21 protein-coding genes and 1 pseudogene are annotated in these 22692 nt (G+C 46.0%); 9 read left to right on the plus strand and 13 right to left on the minus strand.

Annotation, left to right across the window (positions count from 1 at the left end; genetic code table 11):
- Positions 1 to 2 precede the first annotated feature (2 nt).
- The 3 genes from FLM48_RS19935 (at position 3) to FLM48_RS19945 (ending at position 3580) form a co-directional block, all read left to right on the plus strand.
- Positions 3 to 965, plus strand: a complete 963-nt coding sequence (locus FLM48_RS19935) for a DUF3187 family protein (protein WP_179025881.1) — start codon at positions 3 to 5, stop codon at positions 963 to 965.
- Positions 962 to 3256, plus strand: a complete 2295-nt coding sequence (locus FLM48_RS19940) for a patatin-like phospholipase family protein (RefSeq protein WP_179025882.1) — start codon at positions 962 to 964, stop codon at positions 3254 to 3256. Before FLM48_RS19935 ends, FLM48_RS19940 begins: the two co-directional genes overlap by 4 nt.
- Before the next feature lie 126 nt (positions 3257 to 3382).
- Positions 3383 to 3580: a hypothetical protein gene (locus tag FLM48_RS19945; RefSeq protein ID WP_179024407.1), complete on the plus strand. Its 198-nt coding sequence runs from the start codon at positions 3383 to 3385 to the stop codon at positions 3578 to 3580.
- 4 nt (positions 3581 to 3584) lie between these two features.
- On the opposite strand, the pseudogene FLM48_RS19950 reads toward FLM48_RS19945, so the two are convergent.
- From FLM48_RS19950 to udp, 6 genes and pseudogenes are all read right to left on the minus strand, one after another.
- A pseudogene (locus FLM48_RS19950) lies at positions 3585 to 3995 on the minus strand (NUDIX hydrolase).
- The gene (locus FLM48_RS19955; RefSeq protein ID WP_179025883.1) at positions 3985 to 4482 is read right to left on the minus strand and encodes a GyrI-like domain-containing protein; all 498 of its coding nucleotides are present in this window, start codon (positions 4480 to 4482) and stop codon (positions 3985 to 3987) included. Before FLM48_RS19955 ends, FLM48_RS19950 begins: the two are co-directional and overlap by 11 nt.
- Positions 4483 to 4670: 188 nt before the next feature.
- Complete coding sequence (locus tag FLM48_RS19960) at positions 4671 to 5612, minus strand: SPFH domain-containing protein (RefSeq protein WP_179025884.1); 942 nt, start codon at positions 5610 to 5612, stop codon at positions 4671 to 4673.
- Entirely contained in the window at positions 5609 to 6526 is a 918-nt protein-coding gene (locus FLM48_RS19965) for a slipin family protein (protein ID WP_179025885.1), read from the minus strand. Before FLM48_RS19965 ends, FLM48_RS19960 begins: the two co-directional genes overlap by 4 nt.
- A 15-nt stretch (positions 6527 to 6541) precedes the next feature.
- Positions 6542 to 7012: an NfeD family protein gene (locus tag FLM48_RS19970; RefSeq protein WP_028773355.1), complete on the minus strand. Its 471-nt coding sequence runs from the start codon at positions 7010 to 7012 to the stop codon at positions 6542 to 6544.
- A 448-nt stretch (positions 7013 to 7460) separates the two neighbouring features.
- The gene (gene udp, locus FLM48_RS19975; protein WP_179025886.1) at positions 7461 to 8219 is read right to left on the minus strand and encodes a uridine phosphorylase; all 759 of its coding nucleotides are present in this window, start codon (positions 8217 to 8219) and stop codon (positions 7461 to 7463) included.
- A gap of 426 nt (positions 8220 to 8645) precedes the next feature.
- On the opposite strand from udp, the gene FLM48_RS19980 reads away from it, so the two are divergent.
- Complete coding sequence (locus FLM48_RS19980; protein WP_028773352.1) at positions 8646 to 8870, plus strand: YdcH family protein; 225 nt, start codon at positions 8646 to 8648, stop codon at positions 8868 to 8870.
- A 65-nt stretch (positions 8871 to 8935) separates the two neighbouring features.
- On the opposite strand, the gene FLM48_RS19985 is transcribed toward FLM48_RS19980, so the two are convergent.
- A complete protein-coding gene (locus FLM48_RS19985; protein ID WP_028773351.1) occupies positions 8936 to 9391 on the minus strand; it encodes a hypothetical protein in 456 nt (151 codons plus the stop codon).
- Between the two features lie 205 nt (positions 9392 to 9596).
- Between FLM48_RS19985 and FLM48_RS19990 the strand changes: the two genes are divergently transcribed.
- Positions 9597 to 10430 carry a mechanosensitive ion channel family protein gene (locus FLM48_RS19990; RefSeq protein WP_179025887.1) on the plus strand — a complete coding sequence of 278 codons (834 nt, stop codon included), beginning with the start codon at positions 9597 to 9599 and terminating at the stop codon, positions 10428 to 10430.
- Positions 10431 to 10481: 51 nt separating this feature from the next.
- Here FLM48_RS19990 and FLM48_RS19995 read toward each other — a convergent pair whose 3' ends face one another.
- Both FLM48_RS19995 and FLM48_RS20000 read right to left on the minus strand, forming a co-directional pair.
- Complete coding sequence (locus tag FLM48_RS19995) at positions 10482 to 11366, minus strand: radical SAM protein (protein WP_179025888.1); 885 nt, start codon at positions 11364 to 11366, stop codon at positions 10482 to 10484.
- A 440-nt stretch (positions 11367 to 11806) separates the two neighbouring features.
- Positions 11807 to 12268: a GNAT family N-acetyltransferase gene (locus FLM48_RS20000; protein WP_179025889.1), complete on the minus strand. Its 462-nt coding sequence runs from the start codon at positions 12266 to 12268 to the stop codon at positions 11807 to 11809.
- 211 nt (positions 12269 to 12479) lie between these two features.
- Between FLM48_RS20000 and FLM48_RS20005 the strand changes: the two genes are divergently transcribed.
- Positions 12480 to 13208, plus strand: a complete 729-nt coding sequence (locus FLM48_RS20005; RefSeq protein WP_179025890.1) for a YebC/PmpR family DNA-binding transcriptional regulator — start codon at positions 12480 to 12482, stop codon at positions 13206 to 13208.
- Between the two features lie 212 nt (positions 13209 to 13420).
- On the opposite strand, the gene FLM48_RS20010 is transcribed toward FLM48_RS20005, so the two are convergent.
- The 3 genes from FLM48_RS20010 to zntR form a co-directional block, all read right to left on the minus strand.
- Positions 13421 to 15286: a hypothetical protein gene (locus FLM48_RS20010; protein WP_179025891.1), complete on the minus strand. Its 1866-nt coding sequence runs from the start codon at positions 15284 to 15286 to the stop codon at positions 13421 to 13423.
- A gap of 488 nt (positions 15287 to 15774) precedes the next feature.
- Positions 15775 to 17085 carry an SO_0444 family Cu/Zn efflux transporter gene (locus FLM48_RS20015; RefSeq protein WP_179025892.1) on the minus strand — a complete coding sequence of 437 codons (1311 nt, stop codon included), beginning with the start codon at positions 17083 to 17085 and terminating at the stop codon, positions 15775 to 15777.
- A gap of 18 nt (positions 17086 to 17103) precedes the next feature.
- Positions 17104 to 17562, minus strand: coding sequence for a Zn(2+)-responsive transcriptional regulator (gene zntR / locus FLM48_RS20020; RefSeq protein ID WP_179025893.1), 459 nt, complete (start codon positions 17560 to 17562; stop codon positions 17104 to 17106).
- A 313-nt stretch (positions 17563 to 17875) separates the two neighbouring features.
- Here zntR and purH point away from each other — a divergent pair, with 313 nt between their 5' ends.
- The 3 genes from purH to FLM48_RS20035 all read left to right on the plus strand — a co-directional run bounded on the left by purH (position 17876) and on the right by FLM48_RS20035 (position 21831).
- Positions 17876 to 19465, plus strand: a complete 1590-nt coding sequence (gene purH, locus FLM48_RS20025; RefSeq protein WP_179025894.1) for a bifunctional phosphoribosylaminoimidazolecarboxamide formyltransferase/IMP cyclohydrolase — start codon at positions 17876 to 17878, stop codon at positions 19463 to 19465.
- A gap of 179 nt (positions 19466 to 19644) precedes the next feature.
- Positions 19645 to 20937 carry a phosphoribosylamine--glycine ligase gene (gene purD / locus FLM48_RS20030; RefSeq protein WP_179025895.1) on the plus strand — a complete coding sequence of 431 codons (1293 nt, stop codon included), beginning with the start codon at positions 19645 to 19647 and terminating at the stop codon, positions 20935 to 20937.
- Positions 20938 to 21078: 141 nt separating this feature from the next.
- Positions 21079 to 21831 (plus strand): SDR family oxidoreductase, encoded by a 753-nt coding sequence (locus tag FLM48_RS20035; RefSeq protein ID WP_179025896.1) that lies wholly within the window; start codon positions 21079 to 21081, stop codon positions 21829 to 21831.
- Between the two features lie 24 nt (positions 21832 to 21855).
- Here FLM48_RS20035 and FLM48_RS20040 read toward each other — a convergent pair whose 3' ends face one another.
- Positions 21856 to 22662 (minus strand): SDR family oxidoreductase, encoded by an 807-nt coding sequence (locus FLM48_RS20040; protein ID WP_179025897.1) that lies wholly within the window; start codon positions 22660 to 22662, stop codon positions 21856 to 21858.
- Positions 22663 to 22692: the final 30 nt, after the last annotated feature.

Here is a 22692-nt window from a genome sequence, read left to right on the forward strand (position 1 = left end):
CTATGAAATTAAAGATTTTTATCAGCAAAACTCTCGTAATACTGATGCTCGCAAGCTTAAGTAAAGCCAATGCTGGCGCCGCTGCGATGCAAGTCGGGGCACAGGCGCCTATGCAAGCGAGTTCACTTACCCCCAATTTACAGTCCGCCTTTGGTCAACAAGTGGGGAGCTCAACCGTTAACTTTGGATTTACCGCTGGCAGCGTATGGGCAGAAACCGCTGACTATACCGCAGATTATTACTACAACACATTGAGTTTTAATTACACCCAGCAGCAAACAGAACGCTTCAGTTGGCAGGCAAATTGGCAATATCAATACAGTGGTAATAACCACCTTGATACCATCACCATATGGTTTCATGATGCTTTTGGGTTCGACCAAAATGGTCGCGACCAAGTTGCTAAACATCAAAACCGGATTCTAGCCAAAGAGTATGGTGTGGAAATCGTCGATTTTGACGGCCAAACAATCAATAACGCCTTCACCTTAAGCGGCCAGTATCAGTTGTGGCAAACACCCCATCACGCCCTCAGCTTACAGGCAGCAATCTATTACAACTACGTGCCATCAGGGGAGTTTAAGAAAAGTAATTTTGAACAAGCCGTCCAAGTAAATTACAGCTATCAATATCAACAACATAGCATTAATACTATGCTAGGCGTCAGCTACCGAGATGACTCGGAAGTGTTCGCCGGCCTCAATTACAGCCACACCGCCTATGCCTTTGCAGTGGGCTATAACTACGCACTATCGCAACACCATAGCCTAGCGATTGAATATAAGTTTTTCTCAGGCGCATCTGATGGCGATACTGATCTGGCTGAAAACGCCAATGAGGTGGTGATTGGTTATCGCTACCAAAACCAACCCTGGCAGTTCGAAGTTGTCTCCATCGAGAATATCCGCAATATGGATAACAGCACAGATATCGCTTTTGCCATCAATGCGAGCTACACGTTTTGAACAGCTCAGCAATTTGCCACTTAGCTCGCTACGGGCTGATAGCACTAAGCTACTTAGTGCTATTTTGTCCTGCGATGGCAACAGCGCAATTGCCGCAAGCCAAAGTGAATCAACTTAGCATCACTGAGCATCGCCCTAAGATTGGACTGGCACTCAGTGGTGGTGGCGCGAAAGGGGCCGCACATGTGGGGGTACTGAAATACCTAGAGCAGCAGCAGATTCCTGTTGATTACATCGCCGGTACCAGTATTGGCGCTTATGTCGGTGGGCTCTACGCTATGGGCTATCAAGCAAGCGATATAGAGCAGATTATGCGCCAACTTGATTGGCACAATGGCTACCGTGACACCGTACCACGTGGCGCATTAAGTTATCGCGATAAGCAACATGTTGACAGGTTTAATATCCCGATTAGAGTCGGTATCCATCAAGGTGAGGTGACCTTGCCAAAAGGGTTACTTAGCGGCCAGGCGATGAGCAAACTGTATATCGAATCTGTTGGCATTGCCCCTAATTACGCCTCTTTTGATCAGCTGGCGATTCCTTATCGTGCTTTGGCCACCGATATCGCCACCGGCCAAGCTTATGTGCTCGATAGCGGCAATATCATAGATGCAATGCAAGCATCGGCGTCAGTACCAGGCATACTGCAGCCCATCGAGATCGACGGGAAAAACTTAGTTGATGGTGGTATCAGCAGTAACCTGCCCATCGACATCGTGCGCCAAATGGGCGCTGATATTGTCATTGCTGTTGATATCGGCTCTGAGTTGAGTGACGAATCACAACTGCAAACTGGATTGGCGATTGTCAGTCAGCTTTCAACCTTGCTCACTCGCACCAATACCCTTGATGAGATTGATCGTTTAACCGCTGAAGATATCTTGATTCGCCCGAACATTGATAACATGGAGACCACTGACTTTAGTGCAATTCCACTTGGGTTTACCTTGGGCTTTGAAGCCGCTGAACAGCAAGGGGAATCGCTTGAAAAATTAGCACTTGATACCTACGGCTATCAACAATACTGCAATGATAAACAAGATTTCTATGCAGCCAAAATGGCTTTTGCACAGCAGCCAATCAGCAAGGTCATCGTGCATAGTGAACATGGTCATTTAACGCCATTGATTGAAAGCAAAATTCCCCCCATGAACCAGCAAGCGTTGTCGGTTGAAGACATGTTGTTGATCATCGATGATATCTACGCCATTAATGAATTTGAGCGGGTTAATGTTGAGTTTGAAACCGTAATTGATGCCGATTCAGGCCAAGAAGAGAAGCAGCTACAATTCTACGCCACACCGAAAAAATGGCAGAACAACTTCTTTGACTTGGGCATTGCATGGGAGGGCGATAGCGAGCATTCATCAAAACTGTACTTTGACTTAGCCTATACCATGCGCCAAGTGGGTTCAGACCAGGGAGAACTGCGCACGGAGCTGCAATCAGGTAATCGACAGCAATTTGCACTCAACTACTACCTGCCATTAAATGAAACACGGCAATGGTACAGCGAAAGCCGTTATGAATTGGCAAAACAGCAACAACATTACCGTGCTGACAACACACTGTTGTTTGCCGATAATCGCTATCACGCGTTATCAACAGAGCTAGGTTATAGCCCAATCGATAACGGCCAATTGGCTATTGGCATCCGCTATGAAAACGGCCAATTAGATGTCGCAAACCTGCCCGAATATGATCATGACTATCACAGTGTTGGCGGCTATGTGAGCCTGCGTTATGACTCGCTCGACAGCTATCTTTTCCCCTCAAAAGGACTGAGGGTGAATGCCACTTTGAGTCACTACCGCGACCAGCGTGAACAAGGGCATTTATCTGACAATGATCGCCACCGCGCCGCAACCCTAGAGCTGAAATACGCGAAAAGCTGGCAACAGCATGCGTTGGTGAGTCACTTAAGTGTCGGCAGCAATGATAGCGATCACCTCGATCCCGCCCATGCCTATACTCTAGGTGGGCTATTTCACTTATCAGGCAGCGAACAAGACGCCCTATTTGGCAATGAGATGGTACTCGCGTCACTCATGTATCACTATCGCTTTAACTGGCAAGGTTTTGGTATTGCAACGCCGGTGTTTGTTGGGGCATCCATTGAAGTGGGTAACATTTGGCAAACTCAAGCCCAGCGAGACTGGCAAGACTTGGTGAGCGCAGGGAGTGTATTTATTGGAACAGAAACCGCTTTTGGCCCTGCCATTTTAGCGTTAGGCAGCAATGAGTTATCGCAGCATACCTTGTATTTATCGATAGGAAAGCGATTTTGACTCGCTTAAAATTTACCACTGGTAATACCAATCAGTATAAGAATTTGATCTACTCAGCGCGCTTTTGGCAAACTAATTCAAGGCCGGCTAATTCAAAGTGAGTACTGAGACAATGGTTGCTCCCTTGTGAGGTTATTCAACGCAGAAGTAGGTAGCCAAAAACGCGCCAGAATGGCGAGTTTTAGCAGTCCTGATGCTGTGTTAACGAGCTTAACCGTAGAACAACTATGCTCTTCACTCGTTGCAAACCACATGGATGTGGTGAATGTCATTAATGCAGGAGCATTTAAGGACCTTGCCTCAGAACCGCTAAACTCTCGCTGAGTGACTAAATGTTTATACTGATTGGTATAACAACACCTTGATAGTTGATGCACTCGTCAACGCGGCGACGTTGTACCGCAGATAGCTCTGTAACAGGAAAAAAACGATACTCGCTATGCACGTCGCTGAGTTTAATCACGGCACGATTTGGCAAGGCGCAGCGAAAGATAAAAGCCTGTGACTCATAGGCACTGTGATAGTACACACCAGAGAGGTACTGCACCTCAACATCGACCCCTAACTCTTCACGGCACTCTCTGAGTAACGCCTGATGAATCGTCTCACCTGGCTCTAACGCACCGCCTGGCAGGCCCTAATTTTGCTGACCATAGGTGGCTTTTAATTGCAGCACTTGACCAAGCTCATCAACAATTACCGCATGACTGCTTAGGCGAAACTTGTCGTTATAAGCCACGCTCTTCACTGCGGAATGATATCGGTAAGTAGATATCGGTGATCATTTTATGGGGTGGAACTTCACCGGTTAAAGTGACACGGTGAAAAAACAGCGGGTATGAGCGTAGGTTAACCTCGTTATCCTGTAGCCATCTTTGATATAAGAATTGCACTGGCGCCGATAAATTATCATCGGTGCCTATGTAGCGAATCTTCGCACATGGTCCTTCTGGGATAACGCTGCTATACACACCAAACTCATTATCTTCAACACTTTGGGTCACTGATACCGCCAAGTCTAACCGGTAGTCATCTGGCTCTACATTAGCGGGGTCGGTATAGATGATATTGAAGGTCTTACTGACTTTAGGCGAAGGCCCATAGGCTTTGCGCCACTCAATAAAGTTCTTCAGAGATTTACCCAGTAGAATAGGCGCGCCGCGGTGACTTAACACTGCAATGCGGGTTTTAGGAAACTGCACGATTTCTACTAGGGGTTGCGCCATTACACCAATCCTTATGTCGACTGCCCATTTTGGCGACCAAATCTCGCATGGGTGTGGTTCAAAACAAACTCGCAGTCGTTTTAATCTTTGTCATTATAGCATTGGCTAAGCAACGCTTACTTATAAAAAAAGCACTAAACTGGGCCAGTCTAGCGCTTTTTACTGATATAAGTCACCTAACAAAAGGCTTATTTTTCAGGTTTTTCTTCAGTTAAACCAATGCTATCCATCCAATGATCAAAGTTCATCATATTACCGGGTAACACAACCTTGCTGGCATTGTCACTTAGACCGTCAAATTGCTTCAGGTACTGTGAGCCTAGCTGCAAGCGCACCACATTCTTGCCACCGGGGGCTGAAATCACTTCAGCCATGCGCTCAATCGACTCAGCGGTGGCTTTGGCGATGGTTAAAATCTCCTCCGCTTTACCCTCTGCTTCATTGATACGGCGTTGCATTTCACCCTCAGAATGGTTGATGGTTTCCGTTTTTATCCCTTCAGAGCGATTAATCTTACTTTGCTTGTCACCTTCACTTTTGGCTAGCAGCGCTCGACGCTCACGTTCGGCATTCACTTGCATTTCCATGGCATTTTTAACGGTTTCTGGCGGCGTAATATTCTTGATCTCGTAGCGATGTACGCGAATCCCCCACATGGCGCCAGCCTGATCGAGCACCTCTACAACCTTGGCACTGATTAAGTCGCGCTCTTCAAAGGTACGGTCTAAATCTAGGGTACCTATCACTGAGCGAGTGGTTGTTTGTGCCAGCTGTATCGCCGCATAACGATAATCTGTTACACCATAGCTGGCTTTAACAGGATCAACCACTGAGATATAGATAACCCCATCGACTTCAACATTGACTTCATCGCTTGAGAAACACTCTTGCGGCGGTACATCAATGGTCTCTTCTTTCAGGTCGTGGATATAAGCCACTTTATCAACAAACGGCACTAATGCATGAAAACCGGCGTCTAAGGTTGAATGATATTTACCTAAACGCTCTACAATATAGGCTGACTTGGTTGGCACTAAGCGGATAGATTGAAACAGCTTCACAATAAATACTGCAAAGATGAGTCCCCAAATCCCCATCACGATAAGATCGGTATCGACACCTGCAATCATGAGCGACCTCCTTTTACTGTGTTGGTAACTTGCTCCATACCCTCAAAAAATCCTTCTAGTTTAGCCATTTCTGCGGGTACCACTGACACATCTGCTTCATTGAGCACTTTGCCCACTTGGCCAATAAACTGCTCTTTGAGCTGCATGTTCATCGCATCATTGCCGCCCTCAACAGCCAGTGCCGATGACACCAACGCCATCGCTTCGGCTTTCGCCTTAGCCACTATGGCAATTTCAGCAGCGGTACCTTTTGCCTCGTTAATCCGCTTAATCTTTTCACCTTCAGACAGATTAATGGCTTCTTGTCTTTCACCCTCAGATAAATTGATCATCGCGGCTTTCTCAGCATTAGCTAAGGTAATTTCGGCCCGCTTACTACGCTCTGCTTCCATCTGTTTCTCTAGGGTGTGAATCACTTTTCTAGAGGGGGTGATGTTTTTAATTTCATAGCGCAATACTTTGATACCCCATGGATCTGAGGCTTTATCAATTTCACGCACGATAGATTCGTTTAGGCTGTCTCGCTCAGAAAATGTTTGCGACAAACTCAATTTACCAATCTCTGAACGCATGGTGGTTTGCGCTAAGTTCACCGCCGCTAGACGGTAGTTCTCAATGCCATAGCTGGCAAGGCGGCCATCCATGACTTTTAGATACACTAAGCCATCGACTTCAAGCTGAGTATTATCCTTCGAAATACAGCTTTGTGGCGGGACATCTAACACCTCTTCACGGGTGTCATGCCGGTAAGCAACCCGGTCAATAAACGGCACAAGAAAATGAAATCCGGGCTGCAACACCACCCGAAACTTGCCTAAACGCTCAATGACATTCACTTCGCGCATCGGCACAATTAACAGTAATTTGTACAGGATAAACAATACAAACAGTACAATTAAGGTAAACACAAACATAGATATCCTCCCTTTCTATGATTCAGCCTCGGGCTCTAAAATCGGTTCAACCACCAAGGCAATATTTTCGCGGCAGATCACTTTAACGGGTGTCCCCGCGACAATCTCACTACCATCACCCAGCGCGGTCCACTCTGTTCCTTGAAACTCGACTCGCCCTTGCTGTTGCCCTGGGCCAATAGTCACTTTAACGACCGCCTGCTGGTTATACAGGTCAAGCTCTTCATCGGTATTGTCTACGTGGGCATCGCCGCCAATCATCCGTTGGGTGACTTGGCGAAATACCAGCATTAACACCATTGATGCGATAAACCACAAGGTCATCGATTGCACAAAGCCATCAACAATGCCAAACGTCAGGGCTGCAGCGACAATTAAACACGCAGCCCCCACTAAAATCACAATACCCCCGGGTACAATGATCTCTGCAAGCATCAAGACCACACCAATCACGGCCCAAATCAAAATGGGATTTGCTAGCTCCATGTTCCCCCCTTATGAAGTGATGAGTACGCTTCACTGTATCAGTTCAATCATCACTTTGCGACATAATATGTCAAAAAAACCTGACTATTGATTATCCACCAGCCAACAAAAAAGGTGCACTAGGCACCTTTTATAACACAATAAAATTTACTTATTATGCGTCAATTCAAAATCTTACAAATTATACCAATCAGCATAAGAAAGTGATCTTTACAGAGCTATTTGGGGTGAACGAGTTGGAGCCAGGTAACGGACGCAATCATGGTTCTCATGGCAAGTTATCCGGCGAAGAAATAGCCAGTCCCCAAAGCTCCCAAAGGGCGATTGCTAGCGCTTCTGATACTGGGTTAACGAACTTGAACATAGCACCACTATGTCCTCTATTCGTTGCCTTGTTTCAAAAGCGCTAAAGCCCTACAGAGCGATCACATCTTTATACTGATTGATATTAATCCAGCATCTTCTTAGCCGCGGCAACAACAATTGACACTGCACTGGTTTCAGTCTTTTTCATAGTGGCTTCATCTGGGATCTCTTGCTGGGTACGATTAACGATCACCCCTGCTACGCAGCCAGCGCGCCACCCTTGTGAAGCACACATAGTGAATAGGGTTGCCGACTCCATTTCATAGTTGAGCACCCCCATATCTTGCCATTCTTGCATTGAACCTTTAAATCGGCTGGTTACCCGTCCAGAGACGGTGTCATACCGCTCCTGTCCCGGATAAAAGGTATCTGATGAGGCTGTGATACCAATATGGGGTTCAAGGCCTGCTTCGCGACTCGCAGCCACCATTGCTGTGGTGCAATCAAAGTCTGCTACTGCAGGAAATTCCATTGGCGCAAAATGTTGACTCGCGCCATCTAAGCGCACTGATGCCTGCGTGACAATGACATCGCCCACATTCACTTGTGGCTGAATGGCACCGGTTGTACCCACACGCAAGAAAGTCCGCACACCGAGTTGTGCTAACTCCTCAACTGCAATCGATGTTGATGGGCCGCCAATGCCCGTTGAACACACCACTATCGGTTTACCATCGATATAGGCAAGGTAACTGGTGTATTCACGATGACTTGCCAAAAATGTTGGCTTGTCCATGAGTTCGGCAATGCGCTTCACACGCTCTGGATCGCCAGGAACAATTGCTACTGTTGCGCCATCGAGCATTTGCTTGGTCAAACCTAAGTGAAATACATCGGACATTATGAAAACCCCTTTCAATTTTGAATTTAAAATTCTTCTAATTTCGACTTTAACGTACTATCGAGGCCGATAAGGTTAACCTGATCACAATTTTACTGCCAGTAGTGCAATATTTGGTTGTAATAGAGTTACCAAACCGTTTCCACTGCAGTCACCTTGTTGTGCAATCAACTATAGCAAAGGCTGGCCAATTTAGGCTGAATTTACAATGGACGTGATCTACATCAACAAAACGGTGATTAATCAAACAGACAAGAACAAAAAAACAATCAAAAACAGCCGCTTAAGAGCAGTCAAAATAGGTGGACTTACCGATATCAAATTGAGTGATCTCTGTCACAAATTTTGTCAGCAAAGCGCGCTAGTTTGAAGTCATCAGCAATGAAAATAGCCACTGTAAACAGCAATAAGAGAGGGACTATCACTATGTTTCCAGAGTACCGAGATTTGATTCGCCGCCTTAAAACTGAGGATGCGCATTTCCTAAAAACATTTAATAAGCACAACGAACTGGATGACGAAATTAAAGAGTTAGAACTGCACCCATCAAGCGAGTTCACCAACGAAGTTCATGAATTAAAGAAACGCAAGTTGCTCCTCAAAGAAGAAATTTACACTATGTTGAAAAAAGCGCCTCAGCGGCCAAACTAGTCATTGCTTCAAGCGATCAAAAAAGGCACCAGAAGGTGCCTTTTTAGTCTTGTCAGTGTGACAAATTAACGCAGAGCTTGAGCTAACTCATCAGCATCTTCAAAGATTTTAATATCGACAATCTTTAAGTTATCTAAAGTGATAAGGCTGGCTTTATCTTTTTCACCCGGTAAAAATTGCGTCACTTCGCCTTCACGATCAAGTGCCATTTTAAAAGGCAGATCTTTCATTCTTGGTACCGCAACAAACTTAGCAATAAGCGATGGCATGCCGCTAATATCAGCAACATAAACTGTGGTTGCCGGCGTATTGTCGCCATTGGCTTCTAATGCTGCCTGAATGATCTCGCCGCCTTTCATATTACGGCTAAAAAGTAGCTGTTGAGTTTGGCCATCAACACCAATTTGTTGGTCAAATTGATCCTGGAACTCCATCGATTCTATGGTCGCACCTTGCTCTAAAATAGCGGCATTAGCCATGCTAAACCATAAGCTACACACAACAACAATAAGCGCTCTCATCCAAACTCCTAACATTCAGTAAATAGTGATTCAGATTAACGGATAAGTCGATGAAGCTCACGGTAAACATGGTTTAACCATGATCTATCTCACGGCAATTTTCAGCGCATGGCTTAAATAGGCCAAATAGCTAAAAACTATTATCAAGCGCATTAATTTTAAGTAAGCTTAACGTTAATAGATTGCTAAATTGGAATCATTTAAAATGGATGAGTTAGGACTGGATAACGAACTGCAACAACTTAAAGGCACCTACCAATTTGTGGCCGACCTATTAGTGCAGTACAGCTTTAAAATTGCTGGTGCCTTGGTCATTTTACTGATTGGCTTATGGCTAGCAAACAAAGTCTCGCAATTAGTCGCCCGCCAGTTTGAAAAACACCAAATTGATATCACCTTAAGTAATTTTGTCAGCAATTTTGTACGTATCTTAGTGATTGTGATGGTCGCTATTGTGGCGCTTGGCCAACTGGGTATTAGTGTTACACCTATGGTGGCCGCAATTGGTGCCGCATCGCTTGGTGCCGGTTTGGCTATCCAGGGCATGCTGTCAAACTACGCCGCGGGGATCACCATTATAGTAACGCGCCCGTTTGTAGTGGGTAACACGATAACAGTTAAGCATGTTACTGGCGTGGTACAAGATATTTTTCTCGGACAAACGCTACTGACTAATGAAGAAGGTGAGCAGATCAGCATCCCTAATAAACACATTGTTGGCGAAATCTTACATAACTCATTTGCCAATAAATTAGTCGAAACCCAATTCACTATTAGCTACGACACAGACCCAGAGCAAGTGATACAAAGTATCCAAGCCATTTTGCAAGCAAGCTCTCAGGTTTATCAGGAAAAAGCCTGCCATGTGGGGATCAATGATTTTGCCAGCATGGGCTTTGAGTTAGGTATTCGTTACTGGGTGCCAACCCAAAGCTATTACCAAGATAAGTATCAAACCAACTTAGCTATCTATACTGCACTTAAACAGCAAGGCATTAGCATTTCTTGTCCAGTGAAAGAGATTCATTTAAGTCACTGAACCAGTAAACCCTATGCCGTGAACGCCCTAAGCCCGTGAGCCAAAGTGTCGCTACAGACCGCGCTGCCACTCTTGGCGCAGCGACACCGTATTAGGCTGCAATAACGCTTGATCAATTTCAGCAAGCAGCCTTGATTTATCGCGGCCAAGGGTTCCTTTTAACACTAAATAGTTTGACGCATGGTCGGAGCGAAAAATGGTGCGCTCTAACTCAAGGTTAGCCATCAATAAACGCATTTCGCTAAATAAGCCATGCTGATCAGGCAATTGGAATTGGCCATCAAAGCCTTGGTCCATTCGCTGCTGGCCTAATGGTAACGACACAACTAAGGTCGACAGGTATTCCGGCTGTGCCTGATTCATGAGCTTGGCCGAGTTTATCGCATGTTGCTCAGACAGTTGCCTCCCGCCTAAACCGTTAAGTATCATCACCGATGCTTTGATGCCCGCTGCCTTAATCTTCTGTAATGCCAACAAAGAGGAAGCAAAGGTTTCTCCCTTTTCAATGCGCGTTAGCACTTCATCATCGCCACTCTCGCAGCCCACGTAAAGCAGGCTTAACCCTAACTCACGCAGCCTTGCTAATTGCTCAGGAGTTTTATTTGTGAGGTTACGAGGTAAACAATAACTGCTAATACGGGTCACGCTTGGCAACTTTTGCTTAATCATTATGCACAGTTGCTCTAAGCGATTGAACGGTAAACTCATGGCATCGCCATCGGCCAAAAACACCCGTTTGACTGGTAAACCCACCGCAATAGCTTTATCAATTTCTGCTGCAACTATCTCTAGCTTTTGTGCACGAAAACGTTTTTGTGGCTGAGTATACATGTCGCAAAAGCGGCATTTGTTCCAACTACAACCATTGGTTACTTGCAGGATCAGCGATTTCCACTCAGATGGCGGTCTAAAAACCGGTTCAATGTAACTCAGCACTTGCGCTCCCTTGATTTAAGTCGCAGTTGGTCTGTGAACAAGATCATACAATACAAATACAATCACCATAAACAAGCCAATTAATAGTTTATTCATCTCCAGTTCAGGCTTCAAACCGTAAAATAAACGGGTCAATGACGTCTACTGTCACTGACATACGCTATGATTGATAGCAACGACATTCAAGCTGCATCAGCTTGCATACGCAAAATAATAACCAGCTTCTTTTCTGTCACCGCAAGATAGATATGCCTTGGTATTAGCAATTGAGTAGACCAAAGCTAGACCAACTAGTGCTGACATCTACATCGATTACATCGACTGTGACCGTTATTGTTGCTGGCAGGAGATGTTTGCTCACTGGCAACCAAATCCAATTCGGGTCTAACCTGCGTAAGTAGGCTATCGACCCAAATACAGGAGCACAAATCTGTGCTCCTTTATTTTACGTTGCGCTGCAACAACATATCAATATGAGGAATGCCGTCCTCTAAATATCCATTCGAGCACGCTTGAAAGCCTTGTTGCTGATAAAATGCTTGTAGATGTTGCTGAGCACCAATTTGGATATTGTGGGTGGGCCAGTGCTCGGTCGCAATGGCAATCGCTTTTTGCATCAACTCATGGGCCACCCCCAGCCCTCTCACTGACTGTGCAACGATCACCCTGCCAATGCTGGCATCGGCGTAACTGACTCCCGGTTCTAATACCCGAGCGTAAGCAACCATCTCTCCTTGCGCACTGTAGGCAAACAGATGTCGAGTAGAAGGGATGCGATCTTTGTCATCGAGCTCCGGATAGGGGCAGTTCTGCTCAACAACAAACACGTCCACCCTTAGTTTCATCATATCGTACAACTGATCTAAGTTAAGCGCGTGAAAACTATGCTGGTGCCAAATCATCTTTAAACCTACGGCTGGGTGATCTCTGCAGCCACTATAAATGGCATCAGTTAAGGGGTGCAATACAAGCGGCTAAAATTCCCATCAAGCCGCGAATTCATTATTCTATCGGCCAGATTTAAACATAAACCTGCGCTAGCCCTGCAAAAGTGCAACTAAAGCTGCTAACATTGCTGGCAATTTTTTAAAAAGCCAAAGAGATTTAGCAAAGATGGGAAGAGCATACCAAAACCGCAAAGAATCCATGGCGAAAACCGCTGGCCAAAAAACACGTCTCTATTCTCGCTACGGGAAAGAGCTTTATGTTTGTGCCAAAAATGGCGGCTTCGATCCAGATGGTAACCTTGCACTGCGTCAAATGATCAGTAAAGCCAAGAAAGACCAAGTCCCGGCCCACGTTATCGAACGTGCGATAGAAAAAGCCAGAGGCGGCGGTGGTGAGGATTATGAAACTGCACGCTATGAAGGTTTTGGCCCAGGCGGCTGCATGGTGATTGTTGACTGCTTAACCGATAATGGTAAACGTACTTTCACCGAAGTGCGTCAAGCATTCGTAAAGAACGATGCCAAGCTAGGTGGCCCAGGTACTGTCGGTCATATGTTTGACCACCAAGCCGTATTTGCCTTTAAAGGTGATGATGAGGAAGCGGTACTTGAAACACTAATGATGGCAGATGTAGATGTGACCGACTTGGAAGTTGAAAATGGTATAGTAAGCGTATTTGCACCCCATACTGAGTTCTTCAAAGTCAAAACAGCACTGACAGAAGAAGATGCCGAGCTTGAGTTTGAAGTCGAAGAGATCTCTTTTGTGCCACAAACCATGACCGACATTACTGACCCTGAAGTGATTGAGCAGCTAGAGAAGTTTTTAGCAGCGCTAGAAGATTGTGATGATGTGCAAAACGTCTACCATAATGCCGAGTTACCCGCATCGTAACCCTATGACTTTTGTTACTTCTAAAAAGGGCCTTTTGGCCCTTTTTTTGTAACTATAGCTTTTGCCACTATCAGAACATTGGCATAAAAAAAGGCCCCGAAGGGCCTTTTATATTAACGTGGGTAGGTAATCTATTTGCCAGCTAAACTAGAGTGACAGCCTGCAGGGTAGCCAAACTCTATCGCTGTAAATCGACCATTTAACCTCGTTAATTAACGCTCGAATACGTGGAACTTCTCGATGCCGTAAGACTTACCTTCGGCGTGACAAGTTGCACAAGACTCTGAAGTTGGTTGGGTATACCAATCTGCAACCACTTCTTCGTCAATCGAACCACCTTGCTGAACCATGTGGTTTAGCGCTGAGTCGTCATTGTGACATGCAAAACAGTTAGCGGTGATTGGGCTAGCCATCTTAGTGCTGTCGCCATTATGGAAGGCTTTTGCACGGATAAACTGGTTTGGAATCGCATATAAGTCGATACCATCAGCGTGACAAGCTACGCAGTTTTCTGCATTTAGCTGAGTTGCTGAGTTTGGCTCACCAGTAATTGCAGATGCGCCAACACCCCAGTGCATGCTGTGTACCATTGGACCAAAGCCAGGTGCAGAATTTGCTGAACTACGGTCTTGACCATTGTTGTGACACGCTACGCAGTCTAGGCCACCTTCGGTGTAGCTACCATTTTTGTGGTAGTTAGTCTCGTTGTTGTGACAAGTCGTACAGCTATCTGCTGTTACAGAGTGACGACGGTCGTACTCTGTTTCATTAGCTAGATTTTCACGCTCAGTCACTGGCGAGTAGCTAGTGAACGACACGCCATATTTGCTATCATCATCAACCCAGTTGCTACCTTTAAAGGTCACACGTGAGCTAGCCATGATTTGTGGCGCCATAATATCTAGTGTTGAATGACAGAAAGTCTTCGAACCATCACCATTGTACGACTCAGTATAAGTGCGAGATTCGCGACCTACGATAGACTCGTTATTGTAAGCATGCAGATAAGTACTTGCGTAGCTTAAAGTACCATCAGCATACAAGGCTTCAATGTCTAGCATCTCTTCGCCCTTGAACAGTTTAAGGTCAGTACAGTACTCACCGATCTCGTTCAAATAGATTGCAGACAAAGTAGTGCTGTGCTCTGCACGAATAGTTTGACGCTCTTCTAGACCAATTAGTAAAGATTTGGCATGGAATTCACGTGCATCAAAGTCGCTGTTCGCAGCAATAGCTTGAGTTGCAGCACTGTCAGAAGTGTGACAATCGTTACAACCATTACCCGCAATGCTTGTGTTGATCACAGGCTCTGCGTGACAGGTATAACAGTTAGTAGGTGTGAAGTCTTTTTCAAACTTCTGGTGATTGATATGACCAATCTGTTGTAGCGTAGCATTGGCATAGCCACCGCTTTCTTCGGCACGTGACACGTTATTGTGACACACTAAGCAACCTGCAACAAAATCAACATCACCTTCAACGTTAATCGCTGTATAGCTTGCATGTCTTTGGCTCGATGTCGAATAATCAACGTGACAGCTATAACAAGTTTCAGTCGCTGAAGTGTGGACCATTTCAGGCTTATCAACCACAAGCGGTTGTGAACGAGCGATTTGAGTTGAACTATCACCGCCAACACGTAACCAAACAATGCCTTCAGACGATGCTGTTACTGCAGGCATTGCTGCAACAAACTCGTAGCGCCCTTCACCTAAACTTGTAAGCTCTGAACCTTCTTTAGAACTGTCAGTGTAACCACCAATAACACCATCGCGGTTTAGTACGACACCTTTGTCAGTTAATTCAGCAAATTTTGCTTCTGCTTTAACTAAACCTTCAACTAACTTATCTTCTTCGTTAGTTATTTCAAATTCGTAACGTACTTGACCTTCTTCAATAGCATGAGAAATCATTGTGATATTGGTCACTTCAGACATCTCTGTTACTGGTGGATTTGGACCAGGACCTGGTTCGCCTGGTGCACCATCTTCACCGTCTTTGCCATCACTTCCACAGCCTGCTAGGCCCATAGCCCCTGCAACTATCAAAGCTAGATATCGCTTATTAAAGCCTTTCATCGCCACTCCTAAATTCATCATTTTTATATATCGACCTCTCGATCCCCCACCAATCACTTTAGATTAAAAAGGGGGTATCTGGATTGACAATTGATGAATAGTTGAACTAAGTCATAGGAATTACGACGTAAATTACAAACAGGAAACATAGTCAGAGTGCAGCGTAAAATTAAAGCAACCACAAACAACCACAATTACCACTAATTAGGTACAAGCACGCCAAATAGTTAACACCCGCTACCATTAATGTACGCTTAAAATAAACTTAACAAGACCAAAGAAAAAGAAGGTAAAGTATTGTTTTAAATATTAATAAGGGTTAACTAAAGTCAAATTAAATGACGAGATTCACGAAATTAGAAAAGTTCCCAATTTTTGATAAAAAAGTCAGCGTTCGTTAAACATGTAAATAAAAACCACAATTAGGGACGGTTATCGACACCGCTTACAGCGTCGAAAATATCCCTAACGAGGTATAAAACGACAAGTTAAGAGCAACAATCGCGGCGCCACCAGCCCTTAGGCAGTTTTTCGAACAATACTTTTAACATCAATATTGCCAGCACGATACCGGAGCTATAAACCAACATATCGGGCAATAAACTATGCTCTTCACCAACCTGCGGCATCACCACAAAACCAAAGGTATCCACTAGATAATTGACCAAAATACCCGATACCAGCGCCACCCCAAGTACCCCACCTAAATAGCCGTACAATGCCCGCTTGCCGAGCTCTTTGGTGACCACGCCCAAGGTGGCAATGTTGGTCGCAGGACCCGCCAACATAAATACCAATACCGCCCCCGGAGACACCCCAGCTAATAGCAAGCCTGCGGCAATAGGCGTTGAGGCGGTTGCGCAAATATACATAGGTACAGAGATGAGTACCATGACTAGCATTGCCAAGATGCCATCGCCCCACTTGGCCATAAAGTCACCTGGTACATAGGTCTGTACCAGAGCGGCAAAAAACAAGCCGATTAATAGCCAAATAGTCGTGTCACGCACTAAATCTGTGGCTGCATAATGCAACCCTTTGCCAATCCGGCTCAATATTGAGGTGCCCTTCAGCTCACTGGCGATATCTTTGGTCGATTCACAGCAGCTTTCGGCAGTATTTGACGACTCTTTGCTGCAACAGCTACTGCTAGGTGCAGCCGATTGTAAATTAGCGTTTTGCGCAGTCGTTGCAGCACTTAGCTTTATCGGCGAAGTTGCTGGCGTACTTGTACTCCCCATAGACATCGACATCAGCGATGCCTCTGGCGCCGGTTTAAAACCGGTAGTGGTCTCTTTGCTCGAACAACAGCTTTTTTTCACCTCAGGCTGAGGAGCTGTTTTTTTACTGCAACAAGATGCGCTAGGCTCTTTAGTTTTGTCCGCTGTTACGGTTTGCGCTTCATCGTCATCTTTACCCACCAATAGGCCGGCAACAATCGCACTGGTCACCGCGGCAATGGGACGAATAATGGCCATAAAAGGCCCCAACAACACATAAGAGACACTGACAGAGTCTATACCGGTTTCTGGCGTAGAAACTAAGAATGAAGTCGTTGCCGCTTTTGAAGCACCAGAGCGGCGTAGTCCAACCGCAGCCGGAATCACCCCGCAACTGCACAGTGGCAGAGGAGCGCCCAAAACAGCCGCCTTTACCGTGGTTTTAATGCCGTGCCCACCTAATTGCTTTTGCATCCAGGCCATGGGCACAAACATTTTTAACAGTCCGGCCAGCACTAAACCTAATAACAACCAAGGAGCTGACTCTAAAAATAGATCAATAAAATTATGTAACAACATTACCATACCTTCGCTTTACTACTGCTTATGCGCTTGTTTTGCATCATGGCGGTGATTTTCACACCTAATCTGGTCACAGTTTGTTTCTAATGCTTCTAAAATTGAACAATGCTCGGCACTTTCCGGTCCGCCACAACAGGCTTGCGACAAGCTACTCAGTGAACGGCGAAAACGCTCAAGTTCAGCAATTTTCTGCTCAACATGAGACAACTTGTCATCCACTAACCCTTTCACATCGGCGCACGCCCAATTGGCTTTGTCGAGCTCGATAGATAATAGCTCTGAGATTTCGGCTAGCGTAAACCCCACCGCCTTCGCTCGCAGAATAAAACGTAATCTATCGGCATCGGTTTGGGTATAGATTCGATAGCCTGACTCGGTTCGTGATGACGGCGCAAGCAAGCCGTGCTTCTCATAAAACCTGAGTGTGTCAGTTTTAACCTCACACACTTTTGCCAGCTCTCCAATACGATACATAAACCACCTCATTAACTCGTGCGACTCGACACTATTGGTCAAGTTAGTCGTCAGTATAAACCTTAGAGTTAAATCTAAGGTCAAGGGTTATTATTAATAAAAAATGTCGAATTTGCCTGTTCGCATATACGTATTGTGAAATCACGCAGAAAAAAAAAGCGTCAAAGCGCTTTTTACGGTAAAATACGCGCGCCTCGATGGACGGGAATAAAAATTGAGGGACTTTTGGAAAGCAGAATGCACAGATAGGCATCAGTAACTGTTCTGTTTTCCGAAAGATCCTTAAATATAACTACTGGACCCTGTACCCAAAATGAATAATGCCAGACCCATTCGTCGCGCGCTATTAAGCGTTTCAGATAAAACCGGAATTCTTGAGTTTGCTAAAGCTTTGCATGCCCAAGGAGTAGAACTACTCTCTACTGGTGGCACCGCCCGTTTGTTGGCAGATAATGGTGTGCCGGTCATTGAAGTGTCAGATTATACTGGTCACCCAGAAATCATGGACGGCCGTGTAAAAACTTTGCACCCTAAAGTGCATGGTGGCATTCTCGCGCGTCGCGGTGTTGATGAAGCGGTAATGGAACAGAACAACATCAACCCTATCGATCTGGTTGCCGTTAACCTTTACCCATTTGCAGATACCGTAGCCAAAGAAGGCTGCACCTTAGCTGATGCGGTAGAAAATATCGATATCGGCGGCCCCACTATGGTGCGCTCTACCGCCAAAAATCACAAAGATACCACGATTGTTGTCAATGCAAGCGACTACGACCGTGTGATAGCTGAGATGCAGGCTAATAATGGCAGCACTACGCTAGAAACTCGTTTCGATCTCGCCATTGCCGCATTTGAGCATACTGCTGCCTATGACGGCATGATTGCTAACTATTTTGGTACTAAAGTGCCTGCGCACAGTAAAGATGAGTGCCATGCGGACTCACCATTCCCGCGCACTTACAACACCCAGTTAGTGAAAAAACAAGATCTACGCTATGGCGAAAACAGCCACCAAGCGGCCGCTTTCTATGTTGACACAAACCTAGATGAAGCCTCTGTCGCTACTGCGGTGCAACTACAAGGTAAAGCGCTGTCTTATAACAACATCGCCGATACTGACGCTGCGCTTGAGTGTGTCAAAGAGTTTGATGAGCCAGCATGTGTGATTGTTAAACACGCTAACCCATGTGGTGTCGCCATTGGTAAAGACCTACTTGAAGCCTACAACCGCGCATTCCAAACCGATCCAACCTCAGCCTTTGGCGGTATTATCGCTTTCAACGGCGAGCTAGATGCAGCAACTGCAACAGCCATTGTTGAACGTCAATTTGTTGAAGTGATTATTGCGCCAACGGTAAGCCAAGCTGCCCGTGATGTTGTCGCGGCAAAAGCCAACGTACGCTTACTTGAGTGTGGCCAGTGGACAAGCAAAACCACAAGCTTAGATTACAAGCGCGTTAATGGCGGTTTGCTACTACAAGACCGTGACCAAGGTATGGTCGGCTTAGACGACGTCAAAGTGGTTTCTAAACGCCAGCCTACAGCAGCTGAAATGAAAGATCTGATGTTCTGCTGGAAAGTCGCTAAGTTTGTTAAATCAAACGCGATTGTTTATGCCAAAAACAGCATGACTATCGGTGTCGGCGCAGGGCAAATGAGCCGTGTTTATAGCGCTAAAGTTGCTGGTATTAAAGCCGCTGACGAAGGCTTAGAAGTACAAAACTCGGTAATGGCATCTGATGCCTTCTTCCCATTCCGTGACGGTATTGATGCTGCAGCCGAAGCAGGCATTAGCTGCATTATTCAGCCTGGCGGTTCAATCCGTGATGAAGAGATCATTGCTGCCGCGGATGAGCATGGTATGGCGATGGTATTTACCGGTATGCGTCACTTCCGTCATTAATTTGGTTGGCGCGAATGAAGCTATAAACGCTTCATTCGTGTACTAGCAAGGTTAATTTTTAACGTTTACAGCAAGCCATTTTTTCTAGCTCTAACGCACGCACAAACGCTTGTTGGTGAAAATACCAATACATGAGCATGCGAGATACAGAAAAAGGCACAGCTATAAAAGGTAAAGATATGAAAGTATTAGTTATTGGCGGCGGCGGTCGCGAACATGCACTCGCATGGAAAGCGGCACAATCTGCACAAGTTGAAACGGTATTTGTTGCGCCGGGTAATGCAGGCACGTCTCTTGAGCCAAAGCTTGAAAATGTCGCTATCCAAGTAGAAGACATCAAGGGTTTAGTGGCTTTTGCTGAAACTCAAGATGTCGCACTGACTATTGTCGGCCCCGAAGTCCCCCTCGCACTGGGTGTCGTTGATGCTTTTAACGATGCAAAACTAGCCATTTTTGGCCCAACCCAAGGGGCTGCGCAGCTTGAATCTTCTAAAGCATTTACCAAGGATTTCTTAGCTCGTCATGATATCCCGACAGCTGCTTATTCAAACTTTACTGACATTGAGCCAGCAAAAGCTTATGTTGCTCAAGTTACTGCTACCACCGGTTTTCCTATCGTGATCAAAGCTGACGGTCTTGCTGCGGGTAAAGGTGTCATTATCGCCCAAGATCAAGCCCAGGCCGATGCTGCAATTGAAGATATGTTAGCAGGTAACAAGTTCGGTGAAGCTGGCTCTCGTGTGGTCATTGAAGAGTTCCTTAAAGGTGAAGAAGCGAGCTTTATCGTGATGGTCGACGGCAAAAATATTTTAGCCATGGCCACCAGCCAAGACCACAAAGCGCGCGATAACGGAGACCACGGCCCTAACACAGGTGGAATGGGTGCGTATTCTCCTGCTCCTGTTGTGACGCAAGCAGTACACGATTGGACCATCGAAAATGTCATCCGCCCAACCGTTGATGGTATGGCTGCTGAAGGCAATGTATACACAGGCTTTTTATATGCTGGTCTAATGATTGCGCCAGATGGCAGCGCTAAAGTACTTGAGTACAACTGCCGCTTTGGTGACCCAGAGACCCAGCCAATTATGATGCGTTTGCAATCTGATTTGGTTGAGCTTTGCTTAGCTTCAACCCGCGGTGAACTCGATAAAGTGACTGCCGAGTTTGATTCTCGTGCAGCCGTTGGTGTAGTCATGGCCGCAGGCGGTTATCCAGATGCGTACCGTAAGAGCGATGTGATTGAAGGCTTAAGCCTTGGCAACAACGATGCTAAAGTGTTCCATGCAGGCACAGCAATGCAAGATGGCCACGTTGTAACCAGTGGCGGCCGCGTATTATGCGCAACCGCATTAGGGAATACGGTCACTGAAGCGCAGCAATCTGCCTACGCGCTTGTTGATGCTATCCATTGGGATGATGTGTACTTCCGCACCGATATCGCCTACCGCGCGATTGCCCGCGAAAGCTAATTCCACTTTAAGTAAGTGCAGCATTGAATTAAAGCCCAGCTAATCGCTGGGTTTTTTATTGCCTACAGGGACATGGTTTCGGTACATTAAGGGCTATATCGACGATACGCTTGGTAAAGATTAGTCGCACAAGGACAACTGATGAACAGTCAAAAAGTGGTGTTAATCACCGGCGCAGGTAGAGGCATTGGTGCGGCGACAGCAAGGCTTTTTGCAGCTAAAAACTATGCCGTTTGTATTAATTATAAGACCAATGTCGATGCCGCCAGCGCACTTGCCAAAGAAATTACTGCCAAGGGTGGTAGATGCATTACAGTGCAAGCTGACGTCGCCTGTGAATCTGATGTAATACGCTTATTCGAAACCACAGATAAGCAGTTAGGCCCGTTATCAGTATTAGTCAATAATGCCGGAATTTTACGCCCCCAATCACGCTTAGAAGATATGACCGCTGAGAGAGTGAACTCGATACTCGTCAACAATGTCACCAGCTACTTTATTTGCAGCCGAGAAGCGGTTAAACGCATGTCGGCACGTCATGGAGGAAATGGGGGGACCATTGTGAATATCTCATCGGGTGCGGCGCGATCCGGTTCGCCTAATGAATATATTGACTACGCAGCATCGAAAGGCGCAATAGACACGCTTACCAAAGGTCTAGCGCTAGAGGTTGCAGCAGAGGGGATCAGAGTCAATTGTGTGCGCCCAGGGTTTATTTATACTGACATGCATGCCGATGGTGGCGACGCTAAGCGAGTTGAAAGGCTTGAACCCATTATACCGCTGCGACGCGGGGGCACCGCCAATGAGGTCGCCGAAGCCATTTATTGGCTAGCGTCTGATAAGTCCTCTTTTTCTACCGGAAATTATCTAGATGTGACCGGCGGAATTTGAGCTGGCTGTTTATAGCGTTAGCTATCAATGCCCTGATGCGATAGCCTTACGGGCGATATTATCAATAAATTTTGGTGCAATTAACCTTACCCAACGCCCCAAGCGTCCGCGCAAAGAGGTGATCATCGTGCGTTGTCGCTTGGCAATGCTAGGTAGCATCATCTGGGCGCACTGTTCAGCGGTGATGATTTTCGCTTCTTGCATCGGGGTGCGACCCAGTGGCTGTCCTTTACCATCAAGCGCACGTTTGTGGATCTCTGAAACCACAAAGTCAGGGCAGATTGTGGTCACAGCCACATTATCCGCGTCAAGCTCAATCCGCAGTGAGTCGAAAAAACCCATCACAGCATGTTTTGATGCAGCATATCCCGACCGAGTTGGCACACCGGTTAATCCAGCAACGGATGCCACGACGACCACCTGCCCCTCTGTGGCTTTTAAACTAGGTAGTGCACAGTGAGTCAGCCTTGCCGGCGCAAGGTAATTGACCTGCATGAGTCTATCTAAAATGGACAAGTCATCCAATTCATCAAACCGAGACCACATCGTCATGCCAGCGTTATTAATCAGAATATCGAGGCGGCCATAATCTGCGATGCACGCATCGACTAACTGTTGGCATTTGGCATTGTCAGTCACATCAGCGGCAAACACCTTAGGCTGTTGGTAGCCCGCTTGGGCTATTTCTTGCGCGAGAGAATCTAAACGCTGCTGATTACGAGCGCTGAGCATTAATTGACAGCCAAGCGGCGCCATCGCTTTAGCTAAGGCTCGGCCAATGCCTTCAGATGCGCCGGTGATGATGACAACCTTGTTGTGCAACTCTTGCATGCTAGCAACCTACTTGGATTATGAATTAGA

The sequence above is a fragment of the Shewanella sp. Scap07 genome, from assembly GCF_013394145.1.
GTDB lineage: Bacteria > Pseudomonadota > Gammaproteobacteria > Enterobacterales > Shewanellaceae > Shewanella > Shewanella waksmanii.

Bases quoted from the DNA above. Each gene is read 5' to 3' on its own strand.
- zntR (WP_179025893.1), bottom strand. From the start codon at position 17,562: ATGTATCGTATTGGAGAGCTGGCAAAAGTGTGTGAGGTTAAAACTGAC.
- udp (WP_179025886.1), bottom strand. From the start codon at position 8,219: ATGTCCGATGTATTTCACTTAGGTTTGACCAAGCAAATGCTCGATGGC.
- FLM48_RS20015 (WP_179025892.1), bottom strand. From the start codon at position 17,085: ATGTTGTTACATAATTTTATTGATCTATTTTTAGAGTCAGCTCCTTGG.
- FLM48_RS20035 (WP_179025896.1), top strand. From the start codon at position 21,079: ATGAACAGTCAAAAAGTGGTGTTAATCACCGGCGCAGGTAGAGGCATT.
- FLM48_RS19990 (WP_179025887.1), top strand. From the start codon at position 9,597: ATGGATGAGTTAGGACTGGATAACGAACTGCAACAACTTAAAGGCACC.
- FLM48_RS20040 (WP_179025897.1), bottom strand. From the start codon at position 22,662: ATGCAAGAGTTGCACAACAAGGTTGTCATCATCACCGGCGCATCTGAA.
- FLM48_RS19955 (WP_179025883.1), bottom strand. From the start codon at position 4,482: ATGGCGCAACCCCTAGTAGAAATCGTGCAGTTTCCTAAAACCCGCATT.
- FLM48_RS20005 (WP_179025890.1), top strand. From the start codon at position 12,480: ATGGGAAGAGCATACCAAAACCGCAAAGAATCCATGGCGAAAACCGCT.
- FLM48_RS19970 (WP_028773355.1), bottom strand. From the start codon at position 7,012: ATGGAGCTAGCAAATCCCATTTTGATTTGGGCCGTGATTGGTGTGGTC.
- FLM48_RS19935 (WP_179025881.1), top strand. From the start codon at position 3: ATGAAATTAAAGATTTTTATCAGCAAAACTCTCGTAATACTGATGCTC.
- FLM48_RS20010 (WP_179025891.1), bottom strand. From the start codon at position 15,286: ATGAAAGGCTTTAATAAGCGATATCTAGCTTTGATAGTTGCAGGGGCT.
- FLM48_RS20000 (WP_179025889.1), bottom strand. From the start codon at position 12,268: ATGATTTGGCACCAGCATAGTTTTCACGCGCTTAACTTAGATCAGTTG.
- FLM48_RS19980 (WP_028773352.1), top strand. From the start codon at position 8,646: ATGTTTCCAGAGTACCGAGATTTGATTCGCCGCCTTAAAACTGAGGAT.
- FLM48_RS19965 (WP_179025885.1), bottom strand. From the start codon at position 6,526: ATGTTTGTGTTTACCTTAATTGTACTGTTTGTATTGTTTATCCTGTAC.
- FLM48_RS19985 (WP_028773351.1), bottom strand. From the start codon at position 9,391: ATGAGAGCGCTTATTGTTGTTGTGTGTAGCTTATGGTTTAGCATGGCT.
- FLM48_RS19960 (WP_179025884.1), bottom strand. From the start codon at position 5,612: ATGATTGCAGGTGTCGATACCGATCTTATCGTGATGGGGATTTGGGGA.
- purH (WP_179025894.1), top strand. From the start codon at position 17,876: ATGAATAATGCCAGACCCATTCGTCGCGCGCTATTAAGCGTTTCAGAT.
- purD (WP_179025895.1), top strand. From the start codon at position 19,645: ATGAAAGTATTAGTTATTGGCGGCGGCGGTCGCGAACATGCACTCGCA.